Origin of the sequence: Sphingomonas sp. J344 (assembly GCF_024700005.1) — a bacterium.
Taxonomy (GTDB): domain Bacteria; phylum Pseudomonadota; class Alphaproteobacteria; order Sphingomonadales; family Sphingomonadaceae; genus Sphingomonas.
In genome coordinates this window covers 2,312,099-2,335,576 of sequence record NZ_JAJONB010000001.1, presented here as the reverse complement: position 1 = coordinate 2,335,576, position 23,478 = coordinate 2,312,099, and the positions used below count along the sequence as shown (strand labels likewise).

Here is a 23,478-nt window from a genome sequence, read left to right as displayed (position 1 = left end):
TGTCAGTCTCCTTGAAGGTCAGGGGTCAGGACGGGTGTGAGATCGACGACGGCGTAATCGCCCTGGGGGTCGAGCCCTGCGACGCGCGCGATCGTTTCGATGCGCCGCGCGGTGCCGCGTCCGGCAATGAAGACGATCATGTCGATCGCGTCGGCGACGAGGCGGCGCGGGACGGTGACGACAGCTTCCTGAATGAGCTGTTCGATCCGGTAGAGCGCGGATGCGGCGCTGTTGGCGTGGACGGTCGCGATCCCGCCGGGGTGACCGGTGTTCCAAGCCTTGAGCATGTCCAGCGCTTCGGACCCACGTACCTCGCCGACGATGATGCGGTCAGGTCGAAGGCGCAGCGTCGAGCGCACGAGATCGCCCATAGTCACGGTGCCAGCCCGGGTTCTGAGCGCGACCGTGTCCCGCGCGGGCGATTGCAGCTCGCGGGTGTCCTCAATCAGGATCACCCGTTCGTCCAAATGCGCCATCTCGGCGAGCAGCGCGTTGGCGAGCGTGGTCTTGCCCGAACTGGTTCCACCGGCGACGAGGATGTTGCGGCGATCGACGACGGAAAGCGACAAGAGGCGCGCGGCCTCCGCCGACATGATGCCGTCGGTCACATAGTCCATCAGCGTGTAGATGCGGGCCGCAGGTTTCCGGATCGAAAAGCAGGGGGCAGTCGAAACTGGCGGCAGAATTCCTTCGAACCGCTCCCCGGCCCCGGAGCCAAGCGGCGGCAGCTCAGCCGACACGATGGGCCTCTCGCCATGGACTTCGGACCGGACATGCGATGCCACCAGCCGGATGATCCGCTCGACCTGGGCGGGATCGAGCTTCACGCCGGTATCGACGCGGCCTTCGCCCAGAATGTCGATGCCCAGCGCACCGTCGGGATTGACCATGATCTCGATGACGCGCGGGTCGGCGAGCGCGGCGGCAATCGCCGATCCCATTGCGGTGCGCAGCATCGCGCGGCGGCGTTCTGCGGAGACGCTTTCAGGCTGGGCGGACATCACGATGATGCTCCGTCGGATCCGGCAGGCACGAGCGTGCGGGTGCCGCCCGCAATCTGGCGGCCAACCTGTGAGACGAACGCATCGAAGCGGTCGCGGCCGGTGGCGCGGGCCGCGGCGTCGGCTTCAGGCAAAGGTGCCGTCACCATCAACTGGTAGCGGACGAACAGCGACAGGCTTTCCAGCAGCACGTCGATGTCGCGCCGCGCGCCGGCCAGTTCGCGCGACAGCCGGTCGAGGCGAACCTTGAGGAGGTCATCGACCTCCTTGGTCCCCCGGCGCGCGAGCCAGTCCTTCAGTGCATCGTTGACGAGATGGCTCTTGTTGCCGCGCGGTCCGGCGGCGAGCACTTCCAGCGCGTCGCTGAGTTCGCGGTCGATATAAAGGTTCTGACGGATCTTCATCGCAGCCTCAGAAATCCGGTATGAGGTCGCGCTTCGCGCCCTCGTTGATCGCATGGCTCCGGACGACGGCGTTCTGCCCTTGCGCCTGGTCCATGGCGCGCTTGTCGGCGGCGACATCGTCGTCGTCGGGCACGATCTGGGGATCGCGTGTTTCGGCGGCGTCGGTTGCCTTAGAGACCTGTTCGGGAAGGCCGGGATGACGCTGCTGCTGCATGCCGCTTTCGTCCTCGCCGCCCGCAGCATCCTCTGCCTGGTGCAGCCGGGCATCGATGCCGCGCACCTGATCGGACCAGTCATTGCCGCGCGGCTTAGGGCGATCGGAATATTCACCCGATGCCAGCACCGGCGCGGGTGTCACGCGCGCGACAAAGTTGCGGTCGCGGAAGTAGCGCAGTTTACGCGCCCGGATCGGCGCGAGCCCGGACACGAGCACGAGTTCCTCGTCGGGCGATAGCTGCATGACCTCGCCGGGGGTCAGCAGCTGCCGGGCGGTTTCCTGGCGGCTGACCATGACGTGCGCGAGCCACGGCGCGAGGCGATGGCCTGCATAGTTGCGCATGGCGCGCTGCTCGGTCGCGGTGCCGAGCGCGTCGGAAATGCGTTTGGCGGTGCGTTCGTCGTTAGTCGCGAATGCAACCCGGACATGGCAATTGTCGAGGATGGCGTTGTGATCGCCATATGCCTTCTCGATCTGGTTGAGGCTCTGCGCGATCAGGAAAGCGCGAATGCCATAGCCGGCCATGAATGCGAGACTGGTCTCGAAGAAATCGAGACGGCCCAATGCCGGGAACTCGTCGAGCATCATCAGGAGCTGGTGCCGACGCGCGGATGTGCCGGGCTGGTCGAGCCGCTCGGTGAGCCGACGGCCGATCTGGTTGAGCACAAGACGGATCAGCGGCTTGGTGCGGCTGATGTCCGACGGCGGAATGACGAGATAGAGCGACAAGGGGCGTTCGGCCTCGATTAGGTCGGCGATCCGCCAGTCGCAGCGGGACGTGACCTCCGCGACGGTCGGATCACGATAAAGGCCAAGGAAGGACATGGCGGTCGAGAGCACGCCAGAACGCTCGTTCTCGCTTTTGTTGAGCAGTTCGCGTGCGGCGGACGCAATTACAGGATGGACCCTGGGGCTTTGATCGTCGCCAAGATGATTGGTGGTCATCATCCGACGCAGCGTGGCCACGAAGCTGCGCTGCGGGTCGGACAGGAAGGTCGCGACACGCGCGAGCGTCTTCTCCTGCTCGGCATAGAGGATATGGAGGATCGCACCGACCAGCAGCGAATGGCTCGTCTTTTTCCCAATGGTTGCGGCGTTCCAGCGCACCCTCGGGATCAACCAGGATATCTGCGATGTTCTGGACGTCGCGCACTTCGTCGATACCGCGCCGAACTTCGAGCAGCGGATTGTAATGCGCCGACGCGACATCGGTGGGGTTGAACAGCAGGCAGTGCGAGAAGCGTGCGCGCCAGCCAGCGGTCAGCGTCCAATTCTCACCCTTGATGTCGTGGACGACGGTCGAACCGGTCCAGGACAGCAAGGTGGGGACGACGAGGCCAACACCCTTACCCGATCGCGTGGGCGCAAACGCCATGATATGCTCCGGGCCGTCATGGCGCAGATAGCGGCCACCGAGCGTGCCGAGCATGACTCCCGCGTCGCAATGCAGCCCAGCGCGTTCGATCTCGCGGCGGCTGGCCCAGCGCGCCGAGCCATAGGTGGTGACATTGCTCGATTGGCGCGCGCGCCATATCGATCCAAAATCGCCGCCGCGCAGCCGATAAAGCCGCTGGTGCCGGCAAGCATGCCCGCCTTGTCGAAGACGATCGGGGCATAGGCATCATAATGATACCACCAGCCGAATAACGCCCAGGGACGGTAAATTGGCACGGACCCGAGTTGGAACCACGGCCGCCCCAGTTCGGACTGATAAGCGAGCATCGCCGCCGCCCACTGCGTCGCGGCCCACACGCCCGCGATGACGATCGCGAAGACGACAAGGATCTGGCCGATGAGCAATTTGGTCGGTGTCACGTCGAGGCTCCCGCCCGCCGGACAGGATCGGCTCGGGCGGATTCAGACTCGGTCACGGACGCCCAAAACGGAACGGAGCTGATGGGCGCAGATGGGCTTGTCTTGGTGCGTTTCGGTCAGATGCCGGAGCCGGAAGCTATCCGGCAGCTATCGCTCGGCAGTTAGAGACCGGCGTCTATCCGGAGCGTTTCGATACGTTCGCGCGAGACCATTTCGACGATATCGCGAAGGGTGCGGACCGATTGGGACAAGACATTGAGGTCGTCATTGGTGATCTCGAAGCTCGCCGAGTAGCGAGCCTCGACATAGGCGCGCTTGAGCAATTCGAAGCGCCGGCGGTCAATCCGGGTGGCGCGCGGCCATGCGTCGATCAGCCGTGTCTCGCTGTCCTCGGCCAGCGACCGCAGGAATTTGATGTTGTGCGAGCGGGGGAAGTACAGGGGTTCGGACAAGCAGGAAGCAGATATAGGCGCGCTCCGTCGCCTGATGCAGCGAGAACACGGCCTCCTTGCGCCATCCGAGATCGTCAGCGCCCTTAAGCGCCTGCTCGTGTGCCGTCGTCAACGCTCTATCTGTGCTGGGCAGCCATTCGGAAAGGTACTTGCTCGCCATCTCATACGCATCAGCCATCGTTAGCGGTTGCGGTGTGGCAAACGCACTGCCAGGCCGTTCGTATAGGACGATGCCGTCGCGGACGATATCGACCCAAAAATACTCGCCCCGGCTCAGCGCTTGGTTCACCTCATCCAGCGTGTGGACGATGATGTTCACTGGCCGGGCGATTTCGGCGTCGCGCAGTATCTTATCCTCGGCGACATACCAGTAGTCGGCAATGTCAGTGAGATCAGGATGACTGACGATGATCAGCAGGTCATAGTCGGACTGGTAGCCATTCTGGGGTTCATCGACCCAATCCTCTCGGGCATAACTGCCGAACAACACGACCTTGAGGATGCTCCCGTTTCTCTTCCAGGGCTGAGTTGCGCGCGCCGTCGCTTGGGCGAACTCGCCCATCAGCAATTGCTTCACTCGGTCCAGCTCGCCTTGCTGGACCAAGGGCAGATGATCCACGCCGTGCCTCACGGTCACGATTCTCGCGGCGAACCGCCTTGGCAGCAACATAATTCGTCCATTGCCTCTTCCAAAGCCCAACGGCTTACGGAGCGGGCCGATCGGAGCATGGAGGAAAGCCACGAGTTATGCACATTTGCCTTTGCACTTCCGCCAATTCGCGCTGCAACTAGCTTGCCGGGAACACAGAGAGAACATGGTTGACGGCGCCTAGCGCACCAATTACATGGGGCTGGCCCCACCTCAGGCCGTTGTGAGCCCCATGCATTATACGATTGGCCAATTGCGTGACACCGTCGGCCTCTCGCTAGAAACCTATCGGCACTGGAAACGCGCGTTGCCGTCCTATGCTGGGCGCACTGGACGAGCGCCATGCTTCACAATTGGTGATCTGGTCGCGGCGAGCATCATCCGGCGACTGACCGAAACGGCTGGCATTCGAGTAAGCGCGCTGAAGGATATTGTCCCGGACATCATCACTATCTGCGATGCGTCCCCTTGGAGCGTCATGGAAGGCGGTGTCTTCGCAATCGACCTGCTGCAACGCAAATGCCGCATTGTCCGGGATCCATCGCCGTGGAAAGCTGGCGAGCTGACGATCTTCTGTCCGCTCGATCCGCTGCTCGCGGAGCTGCGTGGTGCCCTGCTTCGCGAGCAGGGCGAGAGCGATCAAAGTCAATTGATGTTCCCGCCACTTGTACTGACGCGCGCTGCAGCCACCGGATGAGCGACCCGATGACCCTCGCGCTTAGCCCGGAATGGAAGGAGCGGCTTGGCCTCGCCAACCGGCAGGCGCCGGAACTCTACGACGTGTCAGCGTCTGTTGTTGATGCGCCGCACGCCTCGGCGATCCGGGTGGCGCTGGATGACCTTCAGGTGTCGGCGGTGTTTTGCGTCCAGACGGTGCCAACGATCGCTATTCTGGTCACCGACAATTACGACCGCAAGGCGATCGTCGATCTCCATGGTGCATTGTGGAACCAAGGGCTGATCAGTCTGCTCCTAGTCATCAGTGGTGAGGTCATGCGGGCGTTCTCGCTCGCCCGAACGCCGCTGAAAGATGCCGACGAGGCGTTCGAGAATCGTTGCTTGGTCGACACGTTGACGCTGACGGCCGATGCCCTGCGGTTTCGAAATATTGTCGATGGCGCCGAATCGGGTCGGTTGTGGTCCGAGCACGCGGAATACTTCAAGCCGAAGGAACGCATCGACCAGGTTCTGCTCGACAATCTCAAGGTCTCGCACACGCTGCTTCGCAAGGAGGGTCTCGATCCCGACCCCGCTCAGGCGCTTCTGATCCAGGCGATGTTCATCGCTTATCTCGAAGACCGCGACATCATTTCGACCGAATATTTCCGCACGGTATCCTCAGGAGCCGCGAATAGCTTCCTTGAAATGCTAGGACAGCGGGACGTGTCGCTTCTTCAGGCTCTGTTCGCGACGCTCAAGGCCGACTTCAACGGCGATATTTTTGTCGCGCCCTGCTCGTTCGAGCCGCAGGTACAAGCGCCGGAGATCAGGGGCAGCCATCTTGATATCCTCGCCTCGTTCCGCCTGGGTCGCGAAGAGATGGCGCACGGGCAGCATAGGTTCTGGGGCTATGATTTCCGATACATCCCCGTCGAACTCGTCAGTGCGGTTTATGATCGCTTTCTAGGGGAAAAAGAAGCGGAGCGTCGGGCGACCGGCGCCTTTTATACCCCCCATGTTCCTGGCCGATACCGTCGTATCGCAGGTCTGGGACATGCTAAGCCCAGCAGTGCGCGACAAAGGCCGCTTTCTCGATCCGGCATGCGGGTCGGGTGTTTTTCTGGTCCGGTCCTTCCAGCGGCTGTGCGAACACTGGCGAAGCCGTTCGAACGATGGCGAGATCGCCTGGGACCAGCTCCTCGGGATACTGCGCCGTGTCCATGGCTGGGATATCAATGGCAGCGCGGTGCGCGTGGCGGTGTTCTCTCTCTACGTCGCATTGCTCGAGGAAGTATCGCCCCGCGACATCCGACGGCTGATCAGCCGAGGGAAGGTCTTGCCGGAGCTGTGGGGCCACAGCCTCATCTGTCGGGACTTTTTCGCGGTGCCCGAAGCCGAGGAGGGCTTCGATCTCATCATCGGCAATCCGCCTTGGACGAGCCGGCGAGGACCCGACCGGTCGTCGGTTCGGTGGAGTAAGGCGGCAGCGCTCCCGATGCCCGGCAAGGAGGACGCCTGGGCCTTCACCTGGAAGGCCGGTCGGCATCTCGCCGCAGGCGGCGTCGTCGCTTTTCTTCTTCCGTCGATGGGCTTCCTGCATAACCATTCGGCAAAGACGGTGGCCGCGCGAAACCAATTTATGCGCGCGTGCCGCATCCGGCGGATCATCAACTTCGCCGACCTGCGCTTCCAGCTCTTCGAACATGCCCATCGTCCCGCAGCACTTGTCATTTATGGTGCCGGCTCAGTGGACCATTTTCCCTACACGTTTGATTATTGGGCGCCGAAAGCCGATCTGAACCTGCGGATCAAACGGGTGATCACGCTCAGCAGCGCCGACAAGATGGCGATGTCCGTGGAGGCCGTTCTAGATAACCCGTTAGCATTCAAGCAACGCCTCTGGATGCGGGAACCGGACGCCAAACTGTTCGGCTATCTCGCCCGGCTGTCAAAAATCGGCGACCTTGTCGCTGACTTTGGGTCGTTCAGCCGGCGGCGGCAGGACCCGACTGGGCACTGGGTCATTGGGCAAGGCTACCAGCCATTCACGACCGATGACGATGAAGATGATGAAACTGCGGGCTACGCCGGCGCCGAGGAGGACGAAACGGGGAGCAAACCGGTCAAGCCTCAGGTTAGCCAGTATGTCGGCACATACCCCGACCTCCCGATCGGTGCTTTTCGCAGACTGGCACAAGCCGATGATGGCCTGCACCCTGCTATCAGCAACCTTGTGCGCAGAAGGGGTTTCGAGCCGGGCTTTGCTGGGGTTCGCATCCTTGTCCCGCGCGGGGTCGAAACCTCCCAAACCAGGTTGCGCGCCGCCTATTGTCAAAGTCCGTTGACGTTCCAAGACATTCTGCAGGCGATCATCGTTCCGTCCGGCGAGGAGCGGCGGGCAAAATTGCTCACGGCTATCCTGAACAGCCGACTTTCCGTCTGGTACGCATTCCATGGCACGGCATCGTTCGGATCGGACCGGCCGGAAGTGAAGCAGGCCGAACTGCGACGCCTGCCCTTCCCGCAACTCGCGGAGCTGCCGGATCCCGATCGAGCGGCCCGCGCCTCGGACGCGCTGGTCGCGGTGATCGACGCGGCGATGGATGCCTCGCGCCAACCTTTCACGCTCGGTGGCGGAGACGATGCGTATCTCGGCGCGATCGACCGCTTAACATATGATTATTTCTGCCTTTCGGACGACGAGATCGTTCTGATCGACGATGCGGTCGAAACAATCATTCCCGCGATCCAGCCGCACGAAGGTGCAAGTCCGGGTCTTTGGAAGCCGCCGCTCGAAGATCAGCGGCGGGCATATGCCGAAACCTTGGCCGAGAGTCTGCGGGGATGGCTCCTTGATGGCGGATCGGTAGGCACGAAGTTGGTCGCCAGGAGCGTCGATCTCGCAATATTGCGGATCACGCTCGAGCATGAGAGCAGCTATTCCGAGGATGACAGCGCTTCTCTGAACGATGTGCTGGATTATCTGTCGGAGCACATCAATCAGCCGCTGGACGGTAATTTCCAGTTGATCCCCGATCTCCGGGTCTTCGTCGGCGACAGTCTCTATCTGATCAAGCCGATGCAAATGCGGTTCTGGCTTCGGGCTGCCGCACTTGCCGACGCGGATTCGATCGCGATGGATCTTCAGGACGCGATCACCATCCAAAGACGGACTGCCGGCGCCTGATGCTGCTGGGCGACACTGAGAAATGGGCAGCGCGTTTTGCCTCGCTCGATGATCGCATTCTCGACCGTATTGCGGCGGTATGGCCCACGCTCCTCGATCTTCTGCCCGGACAACCCGACGAAGACACGATCACAATCAATCTCGTCTCTTTGCTGGGCAAGGATCCTGTGGTTCGTCGGCTTTGTCACTGGATAGAATTTCAGTTCGAACCGACCGGCACCCATCCAACAGGCGCCCAATACAGCAAAGGTCAGATCGACCTCGCTGTCATTCTCGACTGGGATCGCACGCGCTACCTCGCCTACGAATGCAAACGCCTAAATGTGATCTACAGCGGTGGCAGACAATCACTGGCCGGCCCTTACGTCACCGACGGAATGATGCGCTTCATCACCGAGCAATATGCCGAAGGGTTGGAGGTCGGTTGCATGCTCGGTTATGTGTTGGACGGCGATCTCGGTTTCTCAATGGAGCGATTGGCAAATGCGATCGCGTCTCACGCTGCGCTAAATATTCTAGGTGGTCCGGTTCCTATGGTCCCGGTGCATCGAATCAACCGGTTCAGTACGACCCATAGCCGCGCCGGAACGAAGAACATCGAAGTGCGTCACGCTTTGCTTTCGCACGCGCTTGATCCTTTTGGTTGATCGTACATACGCGCCAGCACGGCTGCCCGACTGGTTTGAAAACTGGCACCGCGGATTCTCGTCAGGTACCTGCGAGAACTCCAAGAGCTCACCGAGCTTGACACAACCACGCCGATGTCGAGTTTTGCTGATCGCTGCATAAGTTCGGCTCAATCGCCATCAAGTGCGTAGCCAAGAAATTCGTCGTGCTCCCGACGCTCGACATCCCAGCGTTTAGCGCCATCCGGGCGCTGGCGACAGTGACACGTGGTTAGCCAAAGCCTTTGTTTAGCGCGGGAAATCCCGACAAAATAGGCAGCGCGCTCCGCCGATGATTCACCCCAGAAAGTCTCTTTCTCGACCCCGAGAATGACGACTGTATCAAACTCCAGACCCTTACTCTTATGCACCGACATGATGCGAACCGCGCTGTCGCCAGAGAAGGACGCCAAGGCCGTCGCCGGCTCCGCGTCGCCTTGCAGCAACAGATGCGCGCGTTCGAGTGCCTGTTCTATAAGTTGGTCGAGGCGGCCACCATGCGCGTAGTCAGGCGAAAGCGCGATGAGATTGTCGCGCCCGACTACGCCTACCAGCGCCGTGGCAACGGCTTGCAGGTCGTTGATATGGCCTAGATTGATCTCACCCGACGCGATCTGCCGCCTAGTTTCTGTAACGAAGCGATCCCAGCGTGAGCGCAGTTGATATTCGCGCTCCTCGTCATAGCCATGGTTGAACACCACGATATCCAGTAATCGGCGATAGGCGGCGGGCTGCCGCGAACCGCTGGCGACTAGGAGAAAGTCGATGAGCAGGCAGGCGACCGGCTCCGACGCCAGATCCTGTTCCTTGTCTTCCTCACGAAACGGGATTTCGGCGGCCTCGAATGCGACCGTAAGGCGCTGGCAATAGAGGTTCTGCTGCTTGCTGACGAGAATCGCGATTTCAGAGGGTCGGACGCCATTGTCGATCAGGTCGCGGATTTGCCCCGTCAGGCTGGCAGCTTCTTCGCCATCATCGTCGAAACGAAGAACAGCGATCTCGCCCTCTTCGCCGAGGATATCCGCATCGTCGAGCGCGGCGGGCGGATCCATCACTTTGACCATCGCATTCTGCATGCGGCGTAGCCGCGGTGCGGATCGGAAATTCTGGTAGAGGTTGCGCGGTAGCGCATCGAACTCATCGGCAAAGGTCTGGAAGATACCCTCAAGCGCGCCGGCCCAGCCCATGATGCTTTGCTTGGTATCGCCCACCGCTGTCAGAATCGCCGAGGTGCCCCCGAAGCAAGCGAGAATCAGGCGATATTGCTCGGCCGTGCAGTCTTGAAATTCATCGAGAAAGATATGGGTGTAGGTCTGACGCACTGCGTTGCGTGCAATGAGGCTGGCTTCGATGATCGTATGGGCGAGCGGCACCATGTCGGCGAAGGTGATGGACTGGCGCTGCACCCGACGTGTACCGATCGAATAGTCCGGGCCCAGGGCATCCCGTCCGGTGAGCACGGGGCGAAAGCGATCGATGATCCGCTTCGCAAATGCATGAAAGGTGTGGCTGTCGAAGCGCGCCGCCAGTTCGGGTCCACAGCGTTTGCGGACGCGCGCCTTTAAGTTCTGGCTGGCATCGGTCTTGAAGGAGATGGCGAGGATCCGCCGCGGATAGCGGCAAGTGCCGGTCCGAAGCAGGAAGTCCGCACGTTGCGCGAGCATTTCGGTCTTGCCGGCACCCGGACCTGCGGTCAGCGCCAGATTGCGTGCGATCTCCGTAGCGGCAGCCATCGCATTCGGCTCGAGCGTCAAGCCGTCGGCAGGAGACCATCGCTCGGCCGAGATCATTCTGGCAGGCCTTCCAGTGCGGTTTCAACATAGTCGATCAGCGCTGTCATAACTGCTGGCATGTCGGCCGCTAGTTCCGCATCATCGAGCGCCGCCATCGCCCGGATGTGCCAAGCCGGCTTGCTGCCGATCTTGAACCTGCGGTGATAGGCATCGAACAGCTCCAGCTGCTCGTCGGAGTACTGGCCATCAACTGTGTCGTGCTTCTTGCCAAGAACCGCCTTGAGCGTGCTTTCGTCCGGTTCCTCGCGCTCGTCGTCGTCAATCTTGTACACTTCCCCAAACGCTTCGATCATCATGAAGTCGAGATCAAGCGGAGAAGAGAAGAAGATTCCCCGATCTGCGAAATACTCGATCCAGTCATCGTCATCGTCCAGCAATCCCAGATCGCTGTCCCAGGCCGGAATGCCCGCGATATCGTCGTCGTCGATGCCGGCGTTTTCGATATCGCCGTATTTGAGGCGTTGCTTCGCGGCATATTTGATCCGGCCCCAGCCCCCTTGATAGCGAGCAAGGTCAAGGTCGAGCAGTGTCGCGTGCGGAATGCCGAGCGCGTGCAGCAACCGCCAGAAATGATTGACGTGCCGACCGCCCAAGGGAACGATCGAAATCGACGCGTCATCGGTAAGAATCCCGCGCGCGCCGAGCAGCCGCGGCAGAACGACCTCCTCGCTGTCGCCTTCACCCAGGATCACGAACCGCGAGAAATACAGCTCCGGAAAGGCTTGTACGCCTTCGCGCACATATTTGGCGGCGTCCGCATTTTGAGGAAGCACGACACGCGTAACGACCGTGCGGCGGTTGCCGTCGAGCCGCAGATAACGAATGGTCTCGGGCGCAACCCGCCGCAGAAGCGACGGCGCGTGCGTTGCCACGAGCGCTTGGGTATTCTGACCTTTGGCGAATTCGGAAACGGCACGCACGATGCGTCCCAGATAATGTGGCGACAGGCTGTTCTCCGGCTCTTCGACCGCAATCAGAGTGAAGATTGCGGGCCGCAGCTTATCGATATCGAACGCGCACAGCTCGCCTGCTAGCACCTTGTCGCTGATCTCGCGCATGGCGAGTACCAGCGAGATGTAGAGCAGCGACTGCTGACCGTCGCTCAACCGCGAAAAATCAACGAGAGGTTCACCGTGTCCGGGCGTGAACGTCAGGCTCAAATGGCGAAGCAGCGTATCGATCTCGCTCTGCTCGAAGGAAACCCCGGGGTCGGCGAAGAACTGGCCCTTGTGCAGTTGGCTCCAGATCGTGGTCAGGGATTCGCCAATGCTTTCGATGGCGGCGTTGCCCGTCAGCGCTGCGGTGATCTGCGCGGTGAGATCGCCGATTGCCGCACGTTCACCGCTCCAGTCCGCCGCCCGCAATGCCCGGCCCAACAGCGCATTGGACGAGTAGGAGATATGATCGGAAGGATCGCGCCGAGCGGGCAGATAGTGCACCTGAATGGCATTGCGATCTTGCTTGGATGCGCGGCTTTCCTCGGTCGGCACCCCTGCATCGTCGGTTTTGGTCACATAGGTGAAGGTTTCCTCAATATCGCCATCCTGATCGAGCGTCGCAGCCAGACGGAAACGGACGCGCACAGCCTCATCATCGTCCACCATCAGCATGTGCGCGAAATTGCCCGGCACGGCGGGCATGGCGCCTTCGTCGTCCAGTTCGAGTTCGGGAAAGTCGAAATCGGCTTCGATCCAGAGCCTGCGCTCTTCCGGCGCGGCATCGGGTGCTTCATCGGTTGCAATGTGAAAATCCGAATGCCTGATCTTGCGCAGCGCAGGATCGAGACTGAACATTCTTGCCAGCGCCTGCAGGATCGCAGTTTTGCCGGTGCCGTTAGGTCCGAGGATGAACGTGGTGTCGTCCAACCCGATCTCAGTAGCGACATTTCCAAAGCACCTGAAGTTACAGATGCGCAAATGCGCGAGCTTCATCGGTCCATCCCCCGGAGGTTAGCAGTCTTAGGGTCGGGACTCATAACCACCATGTGACGGCTGCGGCGAGGTAGATGGCGCTGAGGAAGTTGGTGGCGAGCTTGTCGTAGCGGGTGGCGATGCGGCGATAATCCTTGAGGCGGCAGAACATGCGCTCGACGGCGTTGCGGCCCTTGTAGAGCGTCTTGGAGAAGCAGCTTTTCCAGCGGCGGTTCGTCTTGGAGGGGATGTTCGGAACGGCACCCTGCCGCTCGATCAGGTCGCGGATCGCATTGCTGTCGTAAGCCTTGTCCGCGAGCACGATGGTGCGCGGCGCGAGATCATCGAGCAACACATCGGCTGCGCGGCAGTCGGCGACCTGGCCACCGGTCAGCAGGAAGCGGAGCGGCCGACCTTCGCCGTCGGTGAGCGCGTGGAGCTTGCTGTTGCGGCCGCCCCGGCTGATCCCGATCGCCTGGACGAGCGCCCCCCTTTTCCACCGCCCGCGGAGCGGTGCGCCTTCATATGCGTGCTGTCGATCAGGACCTCGGCGGGCGGCCCGCCTGCTGCCGCGAGCGTGACGAACAGCTCCTGCCACACACCCTTTGCCGCCCAGCGCACGAACCGGTTGTAGAGCGTCTTCCTCGGCCCGTAGCAGGCCGGCGCGTCGACCCAGCGCCCGCCCGACTTCACCACATGAATGATGCCGCTGATCACCCGCCGATCATCGACCCGCGCCACACCGCGCACCTTGTCCGGCAGCAGCGGACGAAGCCGCTCGAACTGGGCTTCACTCAACCAAAACTCGCTCAAATCCACGCTCCTGCTGGCGCAGCGCATGAATCACATCCCAGCCGCCAAGGGAATCCCGTTTATGGGTCCCGACCCTAGCACTGACTCATACTGCGCTGTGCGATCAATTATTTACGGCAATAACCTTGCGCGGACGTTCTGGGAACGGTCGCTTTTCGGAGTCAGCTTCTACAAGCTAACGCCCAGGGTCGGGTATCTCCGCGAGCGCTTGGAGCGACCGAATCGGTCGTTTGCCACTTCGCTCAACGAGACGCCAAGTCAGCGTGGCGCCAAAGACTCAATGATCCGGCATGTTGAGACCGTCTCCTGGCTGCATTGATCGAGCATCTCTTGCAGTTCGCGGCGGAGCGCCCGCAAATCGGTGATCTTGCGGTCGATTTCGGACACGTGCTGACGAGCCACGGTATCGACTGCACTGCAAGACTGGTCCCGATCATCTGACAAGGCGAGCAAACCGCGTATCTGATCGAGCGTAAAGCCAAGGTCGCGGGCGCGGCGCACGAAGGACAGACGGGCCAGTTGGGTTTGATTGTAGGCGCGATAATTCGCTGCAGTCCGAGCGGGCGCGGGAAGCAAACCGATCTTCTCGTAAAAGCGGATCGTTTCGATCTTGGTGCTGGTCGCTCGTGCGAGCTCGCCGATTTTCATGCCCATTGACCCTCGAGTTACTACAGGGTCCATATAGCCTGTCACATCGAGTCGTGCGAGGTGGCAATGGCCTGCAATAGCTGTGCTTCGGACAAGTCCGACGCGAACAATGACCCCAAATGGCGCCGCGCTCTGTGGATCGCGCTGGTGGTCAACGCGACGATGTTCGTGGCCGAGATGATCGCCGGTGTCTCGGGCGGATCGAAAGCGCTTCAGGCCGATGCGCTCGATTTCCTGGGCGACGCGGCCAACTATGCGATCAGCCTCGGCGTTGCCGGTATGGCGCTCGGCTGGCGTGCGCGTGCCGCCCTGTTCAAGGGTGTGACGCTCCTTCTGCTTGGTACCTATGTGCTCGGCGCGACATTGTGGGCTGTGTGGGACGGACAGACGCCGGAGGCCGAAGTGATGGGTGTTGTTGGCGTCGTGGCGCTGATCGCCAATGCCGGCGTTGCGTTGCTGCTCTACCGCTACCGCGCGGGCGACGCGAACATGCGGTCCGTGTGGATCTGCTCGCGCAACGATGCGATCGGCAACGTCGCCGTGGTCATGGCTGCTGTCGGGGTGTTCGGCACCGGGACGGCCTGGCCTGATCTGATCGTGGCGGCGATCATGGCCGGCCTAGGGATCACCGGCGGTGTTCAGATTATCCGTCAGGCTAAGCGTGAGATTTCCGCGTCCGGGCAGCAGGGCATCTTCCGTCTGCAAGTCAAATGAAAGATGAAGATGAAATACATCGGGCGTCTATACGGAATGAGTTCAGACCTTTGGCCAGGATATTTATGGTCTCAAGCGTTAACTCGAAATGCCGACAGTTCGATTCACTTTCGTCGGCGATATGATACGCTATATCAACTTCGTTGGCGCGCACTTTGCAGATGACAACCCGGCCACGAAAGGATAACGCGGCATCGCGATGATCCGTCTGTTCACCTTGATGCTTTGTGCGTTTGCGCTGCTGTCGATCGGCACTGCGCCGGTCGCGCATGCCGTGGAGCGGTCGATCTGCGTCGAGATGGCTCCCTCGCTGCCGGGCGTGGATGTGGATCACGCCGATCAGAACGCGCCGGAGACCGGCAAGAGCGACCAGAACATCGCGCATCAGCACGGCGGCTGCCACGGCCACCATTTCGCGTCGCTTGACGATGCCGCCGTGACAGCGACGCTAACCTCACATGAGAATATTCGTGATCGCGGCCCGGCGAGTGTGCTGGTCGCGGCCGCGCCCGACGCCGCGTTGAGACCTCCGCAAGCCTGACGCCCCTCCGCCGCGGGCCGATGCCCGGCGGCTGTTTGTGGCTGTCAGGAGTGTTCCATCATGAAGTCCATCTACGCGGCGCTTCTCGCCGCGGCGTCGTGCGCAGGGATTGCGCAGGCGCAAAGTTCGACATCGTCCGCGCCGGTCTCAGCTGGCGAGACGCTAACGCTTGACGAAGCGTTGGCTCAGGCGGGCGCGATCGCGCCGGCCAACGAAGTGGCGGCGCTCGGCATCGAAGCCGCCGAAGCGGGTCGTGTAGTCGCTGCGTTGCGACCGAACCCGACGCTCAGCGCCGATGTCGAGAATGTAATCGGCACCGGCCCGTACAAGGGCATCAACGAAGCCGAGACAACGATTGCGTTCGCGCTTCCGCTTGAACTCGGCGGTAAACGCCCAGCACGCATCGCAGTAGCCGACGCGCAGACGGCGCGCGCCAAGATCGACGCAGTGATCACGCGAGCCGACCTCAGGCTACAAGTCACACAAGCGTATATCGAGGCGGTCGCCGCTGAACGAAGGCTGACGATCGCGCAGGACCAGCTTGGGGTCACGCGCGAAAATTTGCGTATCGCGCGCGACCGGGTCGAAGCCGGGGCGAACTCACCCATCGATCAGCAGCGCGCTGCCCTGCTGGCGGCAAACGCGGAAGCAGAGCTGGAGCGTGCACAGCGCAGCGTCGAGGCGAACCGATTAGCGCTCGCCCAGTTCGTCGGCGCCAGCCGGCCCGGTGCCCTGGACCAGCCGTGGTTCGATCGTATCGACAACGTTCGGGCGGGTCCTGCGACACCGGCGAATGCGGATGGTACGTTGGCGCTCGCAGCCGCAGGTGCCGACGTCGCCACCGCCGATGCACAACTTCGCCTCGCGCGCAGTCAGCGCATTCCCGACCTGACGGTAAGCGCGGGTACGCGCCGTCTTCAGGCCAGCGGCGACATGGCGATGGTCTTGGGCGTCTCGGTGCCGCTGCCGGTGTTCAACAACGGCCGGGCTGCCGTGGGTCAGGCTACGGCGCTGCGCAACCAGAGTGACGCCAAGCGGCGAGTGGCCCGCTTCGAGGCTGAACGTGCGATCACCGCGGCGCGCGCCGACCGCGATCGGGCGGCGGCAAGCGTGCGGGCGTCTGGACCGGCACTCGGTGCCGCACAGGAAGCCGCCCGCATCGCACGCATTGGCTATGGCGAGGGCAAGTTCGACCAGCTGGTCTTGCTAGAAGCCGAACAGGCACTGCTCGATGCCCGCACCGCCGCGGTCGATGCGCGCGCACAATATCATGATGCCGAGGCGCGTCTCGCCCGGCTGACAACACCGGCTCTCACGCCGGTGCAAACGGGGAATTGACGATGAAGAAGCTCGTAAGCGGGGCTGCGGCACCGCTCGTCCTGGCGATGCTGCTGGCAGGTTGCTCAGGTAACGAAGATGCCGCCAACAACAGCGCGGCCGTGGGAGCCGGTGCAGAGGCTAAGGATGATCATGGCGACAATGAAGCCGCCCACGGAGAAGGCGAAGGCGAAGAAGGCGTCATCACGCTGACCGCGCAACAGATTAAGGCTGCGGGCATCGAGGTTGTCCGGGTCTTGTCCTCCGGCGGCGGCGCGCTGACGCTCCCCGCGACGATCGAGGGCGATCCGCAGGGGACACAAGTGGTCTCCGCAGCGATCGGCGGTCGCGTCGTCGCACTCAACCGCAATCTGGGCGACGCCGTCGCGCGCGGCCAGGTGGTCGCCGTGATCGAAAGCCGTGAAGCCGCGTCGCTCAGGGCCGAGGTCGAAGCGGCGCGAGCACGTTCGGCGCTCGCCCAATCCAACCTGCGGCGCGAAGACCGGCTGTTCAAGCTTCGTGTCTCGCCCGAACGCGATCTCATCGCAGCTCGCACCGCGGCGACTGAGGCCAGTATCGCACTACGCCTTGCCCAACAGCAGGTCTCTGCGGCTGGCGTCGGCGGTGGCCCACTCAACCGCATCGGTGTCGTCGCGCCGCTTGGCGGGCGCATCACCGCACGACCGGTTGTGCTCGGCCAGACCGTTGCGGCAGATGCCGAGCTGTTTCGCGTCTCCAATCTGTCGCTCGTCGCAGTAACGATTTCGCTTTCACCGGCCGATGCCGCGCGCGTGCGGGTTGGCACGCCGGTCGAGGTCAGCGCGGGTGGCCGCCGCTCGGCTGCAGTGCTCAGCTTCGTCTCGCCAGTGCTCGACGAAACGACGCGCCTGGTCGCCGCCATCGCGCTGATCGACAATCGTGCCGGCCAGTGGCGTGTCGGCGAACCGGTGTCCGCCATATTGAATTTGCCGGGCGAAGGGGGCGGCGCGGTCAGCGTGCCGACTGCCGCAGTCCAGACGGTCGAAAACCGCAACACCGTGTTCGTCCGCACCGCTACCGGATTTCGCGCGCAGGCGGTCACGCTGGGCGCTCGCGGCGCCGGCACGGTCACAGTCACGTCCGGCCTCACCGGCCGCGAGGAAGTCGCCGGTAATGGCAGCTTCACGCTCAAGGCAGAGCTCGCCAAGGGCGAAGCCGAGCACGGAGGGCATTGATCCGTGATCGAACGCATTGTCAATTTCGCGGTCGAGCGGCGCTGGTTCGTGCTGCTCTTGACCCTCATCGCCGCGGTTATCGGCGCGGTCTCCTTGTCGAGGCTGCCGATCGATGCCGTTCCCGACATCACCAACAACCAGGTGCAGATTAACGTCCGCGCCTCGGCGCTTTCGCCCGAACTGGTCGAGAAGCAAGTCGCATTCCCGATCGAGACCGCGCTCGCGGGCATTCCCGGTCTAGAATACACCCGATCGCTAAGCCGCAACGGCTTTGCGCAGGTGACTGCGGTGTTCACCGACGCCACTGATATCTATTTCGCGCGCCAGCAAGTTGCTGAACGGCTGCGCTCCGCCGAGGAAAACCTGCCGGAGGGCGTCGCACCGGAAATGGGGCCGATCGCGACCGGCCTTGGCGAAGTCTATATGTGGACCGTCCACATGGCTCATCGGCCCGAGGACAAGCACAAGGCCGGCGAGCCGGGCATCCAGCCGGACGGCAGCTACATCACGCCGGAAGGTGACCGGCTGGTCAGCGACGCTGACAAGGCGACCTATCTGCGCACTGCGCAGGACTGGATCGTCGCGCCGTTGCTCAAGTCGGTCCCCGGCCTGGCGGGCGTGGACTCGATCGGCGGCTATGTGAAGCAGTATCAGGTCGTGCCGGACGTACAGCGGCTGACCGCGCTCAAACTCAGCCTTAGCGACCTTGCCGAAGCGCTTGAGGCGAACAACAGCGCGGTCGGCGCAGGTGTCGTCGATCGCAACGGTGAAGGTCTCGCGGTTCGTTCCGACGCGCGCATCGCCAATGCCGACCAGCTTGCCCGCACCGTGATCGCGACGCGCGAAGGCGTGCCGATCCTGCTCAATCAGGTCGCGACGGTAAAGCTCGGTCAGGCAACGCGGATGGGATCGGCGTCCGAAAACGGTCGGGAAGTCGTCGTCGGCACAGCCGTCATGCGCATCGGCGAGAACAGCCGCAATGTCGCCTCGGCGGTCGCCGACCGGCTCGACGAGGTCAACGCTTCGCTGCCGACCGATATCATCATCCAGCCGGTGCTCGACCGCACGGGGCTGGTCAATTCGACGATCAAGACCGTCGCCAAGAATCTGTCGGAAGGCGCACTGCTCGTCGTGGTCGTGCTGTTTCTGCTGCTCGGCAATTTCCGGGCCGCGCTCATCGCGGCGCTGGTCATACCGATCACCATGTTGATGACCAGCTTTGGCATGCTGCGCGGCGGTGTATCGGCAAATTTGATGAGTCTCGGCGCACTCGACTTTGGCCTGATCGTCGATGGTGCCGTCATCATCGTCGAGAATGCGCTGCGACGGATCGCCGAACGCCAGCATCACCTTGGCCGCACCCTCGACAAGGGCGAACGACTGCACGCGGTGGCGAGCGCCACGCGCGAAATGATCCGCCCCTCGGTCTATGGCCAGGCGATCATCATCCTCGTCTATGTTCCGCTGCTCACGCTCACCGGGGTCGAGGGCAAGACGTTCACGCCGATGGCGCTGACCGTAATCCTGGCGCTGGCCTGCGCGTTCATCCTCTCGCTTACCTTCGTGCCAGCGATGCTGGCGATCTGGCTGTCAAAGCCGGTCGAGGAGAAGGAGGGCCGGATCATGACCTGGCTCAAACGGCGCTACGAGCCGGGCCTTGGCAAGGCAATGAAACGGCCACGCACGACGATTGCCGCCGCCGTCGGTGCTTTCGTGCTGGCGATCGGTGCGTTCATGACGCTGGGCCAGGAGTTTCTGCCGCAGCTGGACGAAGGGGATGCGACCGCGCAGATGCTCCGCGTGCCGGGCACGTCGGTCGAGCAGAGCCAGACGATGCAGTTCCGCGTTGAAAAGGCCATCTCGGCGATTCCCGAGGTCAAGTTCGTCTTTTCCAAGACAGGCACCGCCGAACTCGCGTCGGATCCGATGCCGCCGAACATCTCCGACACCTTCATCATCATGAAGGACCGCAACGAGTGGGCCGATCCGAAGCTGCCAAAGGCGGAACTGGTTGCGAAGATCGAGAAGGCACTGGAAAGCCTCCCGGGCAACGCATTCGAGATCAGCCAGCCGATCCAGATGCGCTTCAACGAGTTGATCGCGGGCGTGCGCGGCGACATCGCGGTCAAGGTGTTCGGCGACGACACCGACACGATGAACGCAACGGCCAACCAGATCGCGGGCATTTTGCGTAATGTTGAGGGCGCGACCGATGTGCGGGTCGAACAGACCGAAGGTCTGCCCATGCTCGACGTCCGGCCCAACCGCGATGCGATGGCGCGGCTGGGGATCACTGCGCAGGTCATGCAGGACACGCTTGCCGCCGCGATCGGCGGGCGCGACGCCGGGATGATCTTCGAGGGCGATCGGCGTTTCGCGGTGACGATCCGGCTGACCGACGCCGCGCGCGCCGATCTACAGACGCTGGGGCAGGTTCCCGTGCCCACGCCGGATGGCGCATTCGTCCCGCTCGAAAGCATCGCCGACATCGCGGTGACGGCCGGTCCCAATCAGATCAGCCGCGAAAATGGCAAGCGCCGTGTCGTCGTTCAGGCCAATGTCCGGGGCCGCGATGTCGCGGGCGTGGTCGAAGACGCCCGCGTGGCGATGGCCCGGGAGGTACGTCTGCCGGCCGGCGAGTATCTCGAATGGGGTGGCCAATTCGAGAATCTGCAATCGGCCAGCCAGCGGCTGATGCTGGTCGTGCCGGCCTGCTTCGCGCTGATCATCCTGCTGCTCTACGGGGCATTGGGCAGCGTGCGCGACGCAGCGATCGTCTTCACCGGCGTGCCGCTCGCGCTGGTCGGCGGGGTGCTCGCGCTGTTCCTGCGCGGGATGCCATTCTCGATCTCGGCAGCGGTCGGGTTCATCGCCTTGTCCGGCATCGCGGTGCTCAACGGCCTTGTCATGGTCAACTCGATTCAGGATCTGATGGCGCGCGGCGTCGCGAGGGCAGATGCGGCCTGGCAGGGCGCGCTCGCCCGGCTGCGGCCGGTGGTGATGACCGCACTGGTGGCCTCGCTCGGCTTCGTGCCGATGGCGATCGCGACCGGGTCGGGTGCCGAAGTGCAGAAGCCGCTCGCGACAGTCGTCATCGGCGGCCTGATCTCGGCGACGCTTCTGACCCTGTTCGTCCTGCCCACGCTCTACGCCCGTTACGGCCGGCGTGAGACCGACGTGGCCGAGGTCGAACGGGATGACGTCCGTCCAACGGAGGCCATCGCATGACCGATCAAGCCCCACCCGAGCCAAATGGCCGGCACGATCATGCGCACGGTAGGATTTTTGGCGCAAATACCGAACTGATCTGCGCGCTGCTGTGCGGCGCGCTGCTCGCGATCGGCTTTGCGCTCGAGAAGCTGACCAATCCGCCCGGCTGGATACCGCTAGCCTGCTACGTCGCCGCGTATCTGTTCGGTGGCTTCTTCACGTTGCGCGAAGCGATCGACAACCTGCGGCACAAGCGGTTCGAGATCGACACGCTGATGCTGGTCGCCGCAGTGGGTGCGGCGGCGCTTGGCGCGTGGGCCGAAGGCGCGCTGCTGCTGTTCCTGTTCAGCCTTGGGCATTCGCTCGAAAACTACGCCATGGGGCGCGCCAAACGGGCGATCGAGGCGTTGGCTGAGTTGGCGCCGCAGACAGCTTTGGTGCGCCGTGATGGCGAGCTGGTCGAGTTGCCGGTCGAGCAACTCGTGGTTGGCGACACGGTGGTTGTCAAACCCGACGAGCGGCTGCCAGCGGATGGTTTCATCGTCAAAGGGACGACCAGCATCGATCAGGCGCCGGTGACGGGTGAGAGCATGCCGGTCGACAAGCGGCCGGTGCCCGACGAAGCCGCGGCGCGCACCAGACCGGACACGATCGAAGCGCCCTATCGAGTGTTCGCCGGCACGATCAACGGCAGCGGTCTGATCGAGGTCGAGGTCACGCGCAAGTCGAGTGAGACGACGCTGGCGCGCGTCGTCGAACTGGTCAGCGAGGCCGAAACGCGCCAGTCGCCGACGCAGCGTTTCACCGATCGGTTCGAGCGCGTGTTCGTGCCGTCGGTGCTACTTCTCACGGTCGTGCTGCTGTTCGCCTGGGTCGTGATCGACGAGCCGTTCCGCGACAGCTTCTATCGCGCAATGGCAGTGCTGGTGGCGGCAAGCCCCTGCGCGCTGGCAATCGCCACGCCAAGCGCGGTGCTATCCGGTGTCGCTCGCGCTGCCCGAGGCGGCGTGCTGGTAAAGGGCGGTGGTCCGCTCGAGGATCTGGGATCGCTCAAGGCCATCGCCTTTGACAAGACCGGCACGCTGACCGAGGGGCGTCCGCGGATCACCGACATCATCCCGGCGGACGGTGTGGATGAGCGCGATCTGCTCGCGGTCGCGGTGGCGGTCGAGCGGCTCAGCGACCATCCGCTCGCGCGTGCGATCGCCAAGGACGGCGAGAAACGGCTCGGCGAGATCAAGCTTCCCGCCGCGACCGATCTCGCCAGCCTGACCGGACGCGGGATCACCGCGAAGATCGATGGCGAGCCGGTGCTGATCGGTAAGGCGGAGATGTTCGGCGCTGACGGCATTGCGCCGCTTTCGGATGCCATGCGCGATGCCATCGCCCGGCTGCGAGACGGCGGGCGAACGACGATGGTAGTGCGTCGCGGCGAACGCGATCTCGGCGCCATCGGGCTGATGGACACGCCGCGCGCGGCTGCGAAAGACACGATCGCGCGTCTTCATGCGCTCGGCATCACGCGGATGATCATGATCTCGGGCGACAACCAGAAGGTTGCCGAGGCAATTGCGCGCGACGTCGGCCTCGACGAGGCATGGGGCGATTTGCTGCCCGAAGACAAGGTCGAGGCGATCCGCAAGCTGCGTGGCGAAGCGAAGGTCGCGATGGTGGGCGATGGCGTAAACGACGCGCCGGCGATGGCCAATGCGACGGTCGGCATCGCGATGGGCGCCGCCGGTTCGGACGTGGCGCTGGAAACCGCCGATGTCGCGCTGATGGCGGATGACCTCGCCCATCTGCCCTTCGCGGTTGGTCTAAGCCGCAAAACGCGCGGCATCATCCGGCAGAATTTGGTGGTCAGCCTCGGCATCGTCGGGTTTCTCGTGCCCGCTACGATCCTGGGCCTGGGCATCGGACCGGCGGTGATGATCCACGAGGGATCGACACTGCTGGTCGTATTCAATGCCCTTCGTCTGTTGGCGTATCGCCAATGAGCAGCGATCCGACCGACACCTCCGCGCGCCGCAAGCCGCGCCCATGGACCGAGGCCGACGATGCCGCGCTAATACAGATGATCGAGGCGCGACACCCTCCGGGCGAGATCGCACGAAGGTTACACCGGACGGTTGATGCCATCCGCGGACGGGCGGCGCAGCTACGCCTTGTACTGCCCTCCCCGCTGCGCCCTTGGCGAATGGGCGTCCGCCGCAACAATAATCAGGAGAAGTAGGATGGGTGGTGGTCCGCGACCGCTTCTGTCGCTTG

At 62.9% G+C, this 23,478-nt stretch carries 18 protein-coding genes and 1 pseudogene; 10 read left to right on the top strand and 9 right to left on the bottom strand.

Annotation, left to right across the window (positions count from 1 at the left end):
* Positions 1–2: 2 nt before the first annotated feature.
* The 5 genes and pseudogenes from trbB to LRS12_RS11705 all read right to left on the bottom strand — a co-directional run bounded on the left by trbB (position 3) and on the right by LRS12_RS11705 (position 4,508).
* A complete protein-coding gene (gene trbB / locus LRS12_RS11725; protein ID WP_224921327.1) occupies positions 3–1,001 on the bottom strand; it encodes a P-type conjugative transfer ATPase TrbB in 999 nt (332 codons plus the stop codon).
* Positions 1,001–1,405: a CopG family transcriptional regulator gene (locus LRS12_RS11720; RefSeq protein WP_257844705.1), complete on the bottom strand. Its 405-nt coding sequence runs from the start codon at positions 1,403–1,405 to the stop codon at positions 1,001–1,003. The genes trbB and LRS12_RS11720 overlap by 1 nt, the downstream gene beginning before the upstream one ends.
* 7 nt (positions 1,406–1,412) lie before the next feature.
* Positions 1,413–3,437, bottom strand: a pseudogene (locus tag LRS12_RS11715) (conjugal transfer protein TraG).
* A gap of 161 nt (positions 3,438–3,598) precedes the next feature.
* Entirely contained in the window at positions 3,599–3,760 is a 162-nt protein-coding gene (locus tag LRS12_RS11710; RefSeq protein ID WP_257844704.1) for a hypothetical protein, read from the bottom strand.
* Positions 3,761–3,776: 16 nt separating this feature from the next.
* The gene (locus LRS12_RS11705) at positions 3,777–4,508 is read right to left on the bottom strand and encodes a nucleotidyltransferase domain-containing protein (protein ID WP_257844703.1); all 732 of its coding nucleotides are present in this window, start codon (positions 4,506–4,508) and stop codon (positions 3,777–3,779) included.
* A gap of 262 nt (positions 4,509–4,770) precedes the next feature.
* Between LRS12_RS11705 and LRS12_RS11700 the strand changes: the two genes are divergently transcribed.
* From LRS12_RS11700 to LRS12_RS11690, 3 genes are all read left to right on the top strand, one after another.
* Positions 4,771–5,235 carry a hypothetical protein gene (locus LRS12_RS11700; RefSeq protein WP_224921323.1) on the top strand — a complete coding sequence of 155 codons (465 nt, stop codon included), beginning with the start codon at positions 4,771–4,773 and terminating at the stop codon, positions 5,233–5,235.
* A 978-nt stretch (positions 5,236–6,213) separates the two neighbouring features.
* Positions 6,214–8,385, top strand: a complete 2,172-nt coding sequence (locus LRS12_RS11695; protein ID WP_308223008.1) for an Eco57I restriction-modification methylase domain-containing protein — start codon at positions 6,214–6,216, stop codon at positions 8,383–8,385.
* Complete coding sequence (locus tag LRS12_RS11690) at positions 8,385–9,032, top strand: hypothetical protein (RefSeq protein ID WP_224921321.1); 648 nt, start codon at positions 8,385–8,387, stop codon at positions 9,030–9,032. Before LRS12_RS11695 ends, LRS12_RS11690 begins: the two co-directional genes overlap by 1 nt.
* A gap of 149 nt (positions 9,033–9,181) precedes the next feature.
* Here LRS12_RS11690 and LRS12_RS11685 read toward each other — a convergent pair whose 3' ends face one another.
* The 4 genes from LRS12_RS11685 to LRS12_RS11670 all read right to left on the bottom strand — a co-directional run bounded on the left by LRS12_RS11685 (position 9,182) and on the right by LRS12_RS11670 (position 14,214).
* Positions 9,182–10,840, bottom strand: coding sequence for a UvrD-helicase domain-containing protein (locus LRS12_RS11685; RefSeq protein ID WP_224921320.1), 1,659 nt, complete (start codon positions 10,838–10,840; stop codon positions 9,182–9,184).
* Positions 10,837–12,774, bottom strand: coding sequence for an ATP-dependent endonuclease (locus LRS12_RS11680; protein ID WP_224921319.1), 1,938 nt, complete (start codon positions 12,772–12,774; stop codon positions 10,837–10,839). Before LRS12_RS11680 ends, LRS12_RS11685 begins: the two co-directional genes overlap by 4 nt.
* 40 nt (positions 12,775–12,814) lie before the next feature.
* Positions 12,815–13,593, bottom strand: a protein-coding gene (locus LRS12_RS11675; protein WP_374580061.1) for an IS5 family transposase whose coding sequence is annotated in 2 segments (ribosomal slippage) — positions 12,815–13,236 and positions 13,236–13,593 — 780 coding nt in all. Because the reading frame shifts where the segments join, the coding sequence is not laid out codon by codon here.
* 231 nt (positions 13,594–13,824) lie between these two features.
* Positions 13,825–14,214 (bottom strand): helix-turn-helix domain-containing protein, encoded by a 390-nt coding sequence (locus tag LRS12_RS11670; protein ID WP_224921318.1) that lies wholly within the window; start codon positions 14,212–14,214, stop codon positions 13,825–13,827.
* A gap of 66 nt (positions 14,215–14,280) precedes the next feature.
* On the opposite strand from LRS12_RS11670, the gene LRS12_RS11665 reads away from it, so the two are divergent.
* From LRS12_RS11665 to LRS12_RS11635, 7 genes are all read left to right on the top strand, one after another.
* Positions 14,281–14,928 (top strand): cation transporter, encoded by a 648-nt coding sequence (locus tag LRS12_RS11665; RefSeq protein WP_224921317.1) that lies wholly within the window; start codon positions 14,281–14,283, stop codon positions 14,926–14,928.
* A 199-nt stretch (positions 14,929–15,127) separates the two neighbouring features.
* Positions 15,128–15,469, top strand: a complete 342-nt coding sequence (locus tag LRS12_RS11660) for a hypothetical protein (protein ID WP_224921316.1) — start codon at positions 15,128–15,130, stop codon at positions 15,467–15,469.
* Between the two features lie 60 nt (positions 15,470–15,529).
* The gene (locus LRS12_RS11655) at positions 15,530–16,807 is read left to right on the top strand and encodes a TolC family protein (protein ID WP_224921315.1); all 1,278 of its coding nucleotides are present in this window, start codon (positions 15,530–15,532) and stop codon (positions 16,805–16,807) included.
* A 2-nt stretch (positions 16,808–16,809) separates the two neighbouring features.
* Positions 16,810–18,000, top strand: coding sequence for an efflux RND transporter periplasmic adaptor subunit (locus LRS12_RS11650; RefSeq protein WP_224921314.1), 1,191 nt, complete (start codon positions 16,810–16,812; stop codon positions 17,998–18,000).
* Between the two features lie 3 nt (positions 18,001–18,003).
* Entirely contained in the window at positions 18,004–21,228 is a 3,225-nt protein-coding gene (locus LRS12_RS11645) for an efflux RND transporter permease subunit (protein WP_224921313.1), read from the top strand.
* Complete coding sequence (locus LRS12_RS11640; protein ID WP_224921312.1) at positions 21,225–23,207, top strand: heavy metal translocating P-type ATPase; 1,983 nt, start codon at positions 21,225–21,227, stop codon at positions 23,205–23,207. Before LRS12_RS11645 ends, LRS12_RS11640 begins: the two co-directional genes overlap by 4 nt.
* A complete protein-coding gene (locus tag LRS12_RS11635; RefSeq protein ID WP_224921311.1) occupies positions 23,204–23,443 on the top strand; it encodes a hypothetical protein in 240 nt (79 codons plus the stop codon). Before LRS12_RS11640 ends, LRS12_RS11635 begins: the two co-directional genes overlap by 4 nt.
* The last annotated feature ends 35 nt before the right edge of the window (positions 23,444–23,478 follow it).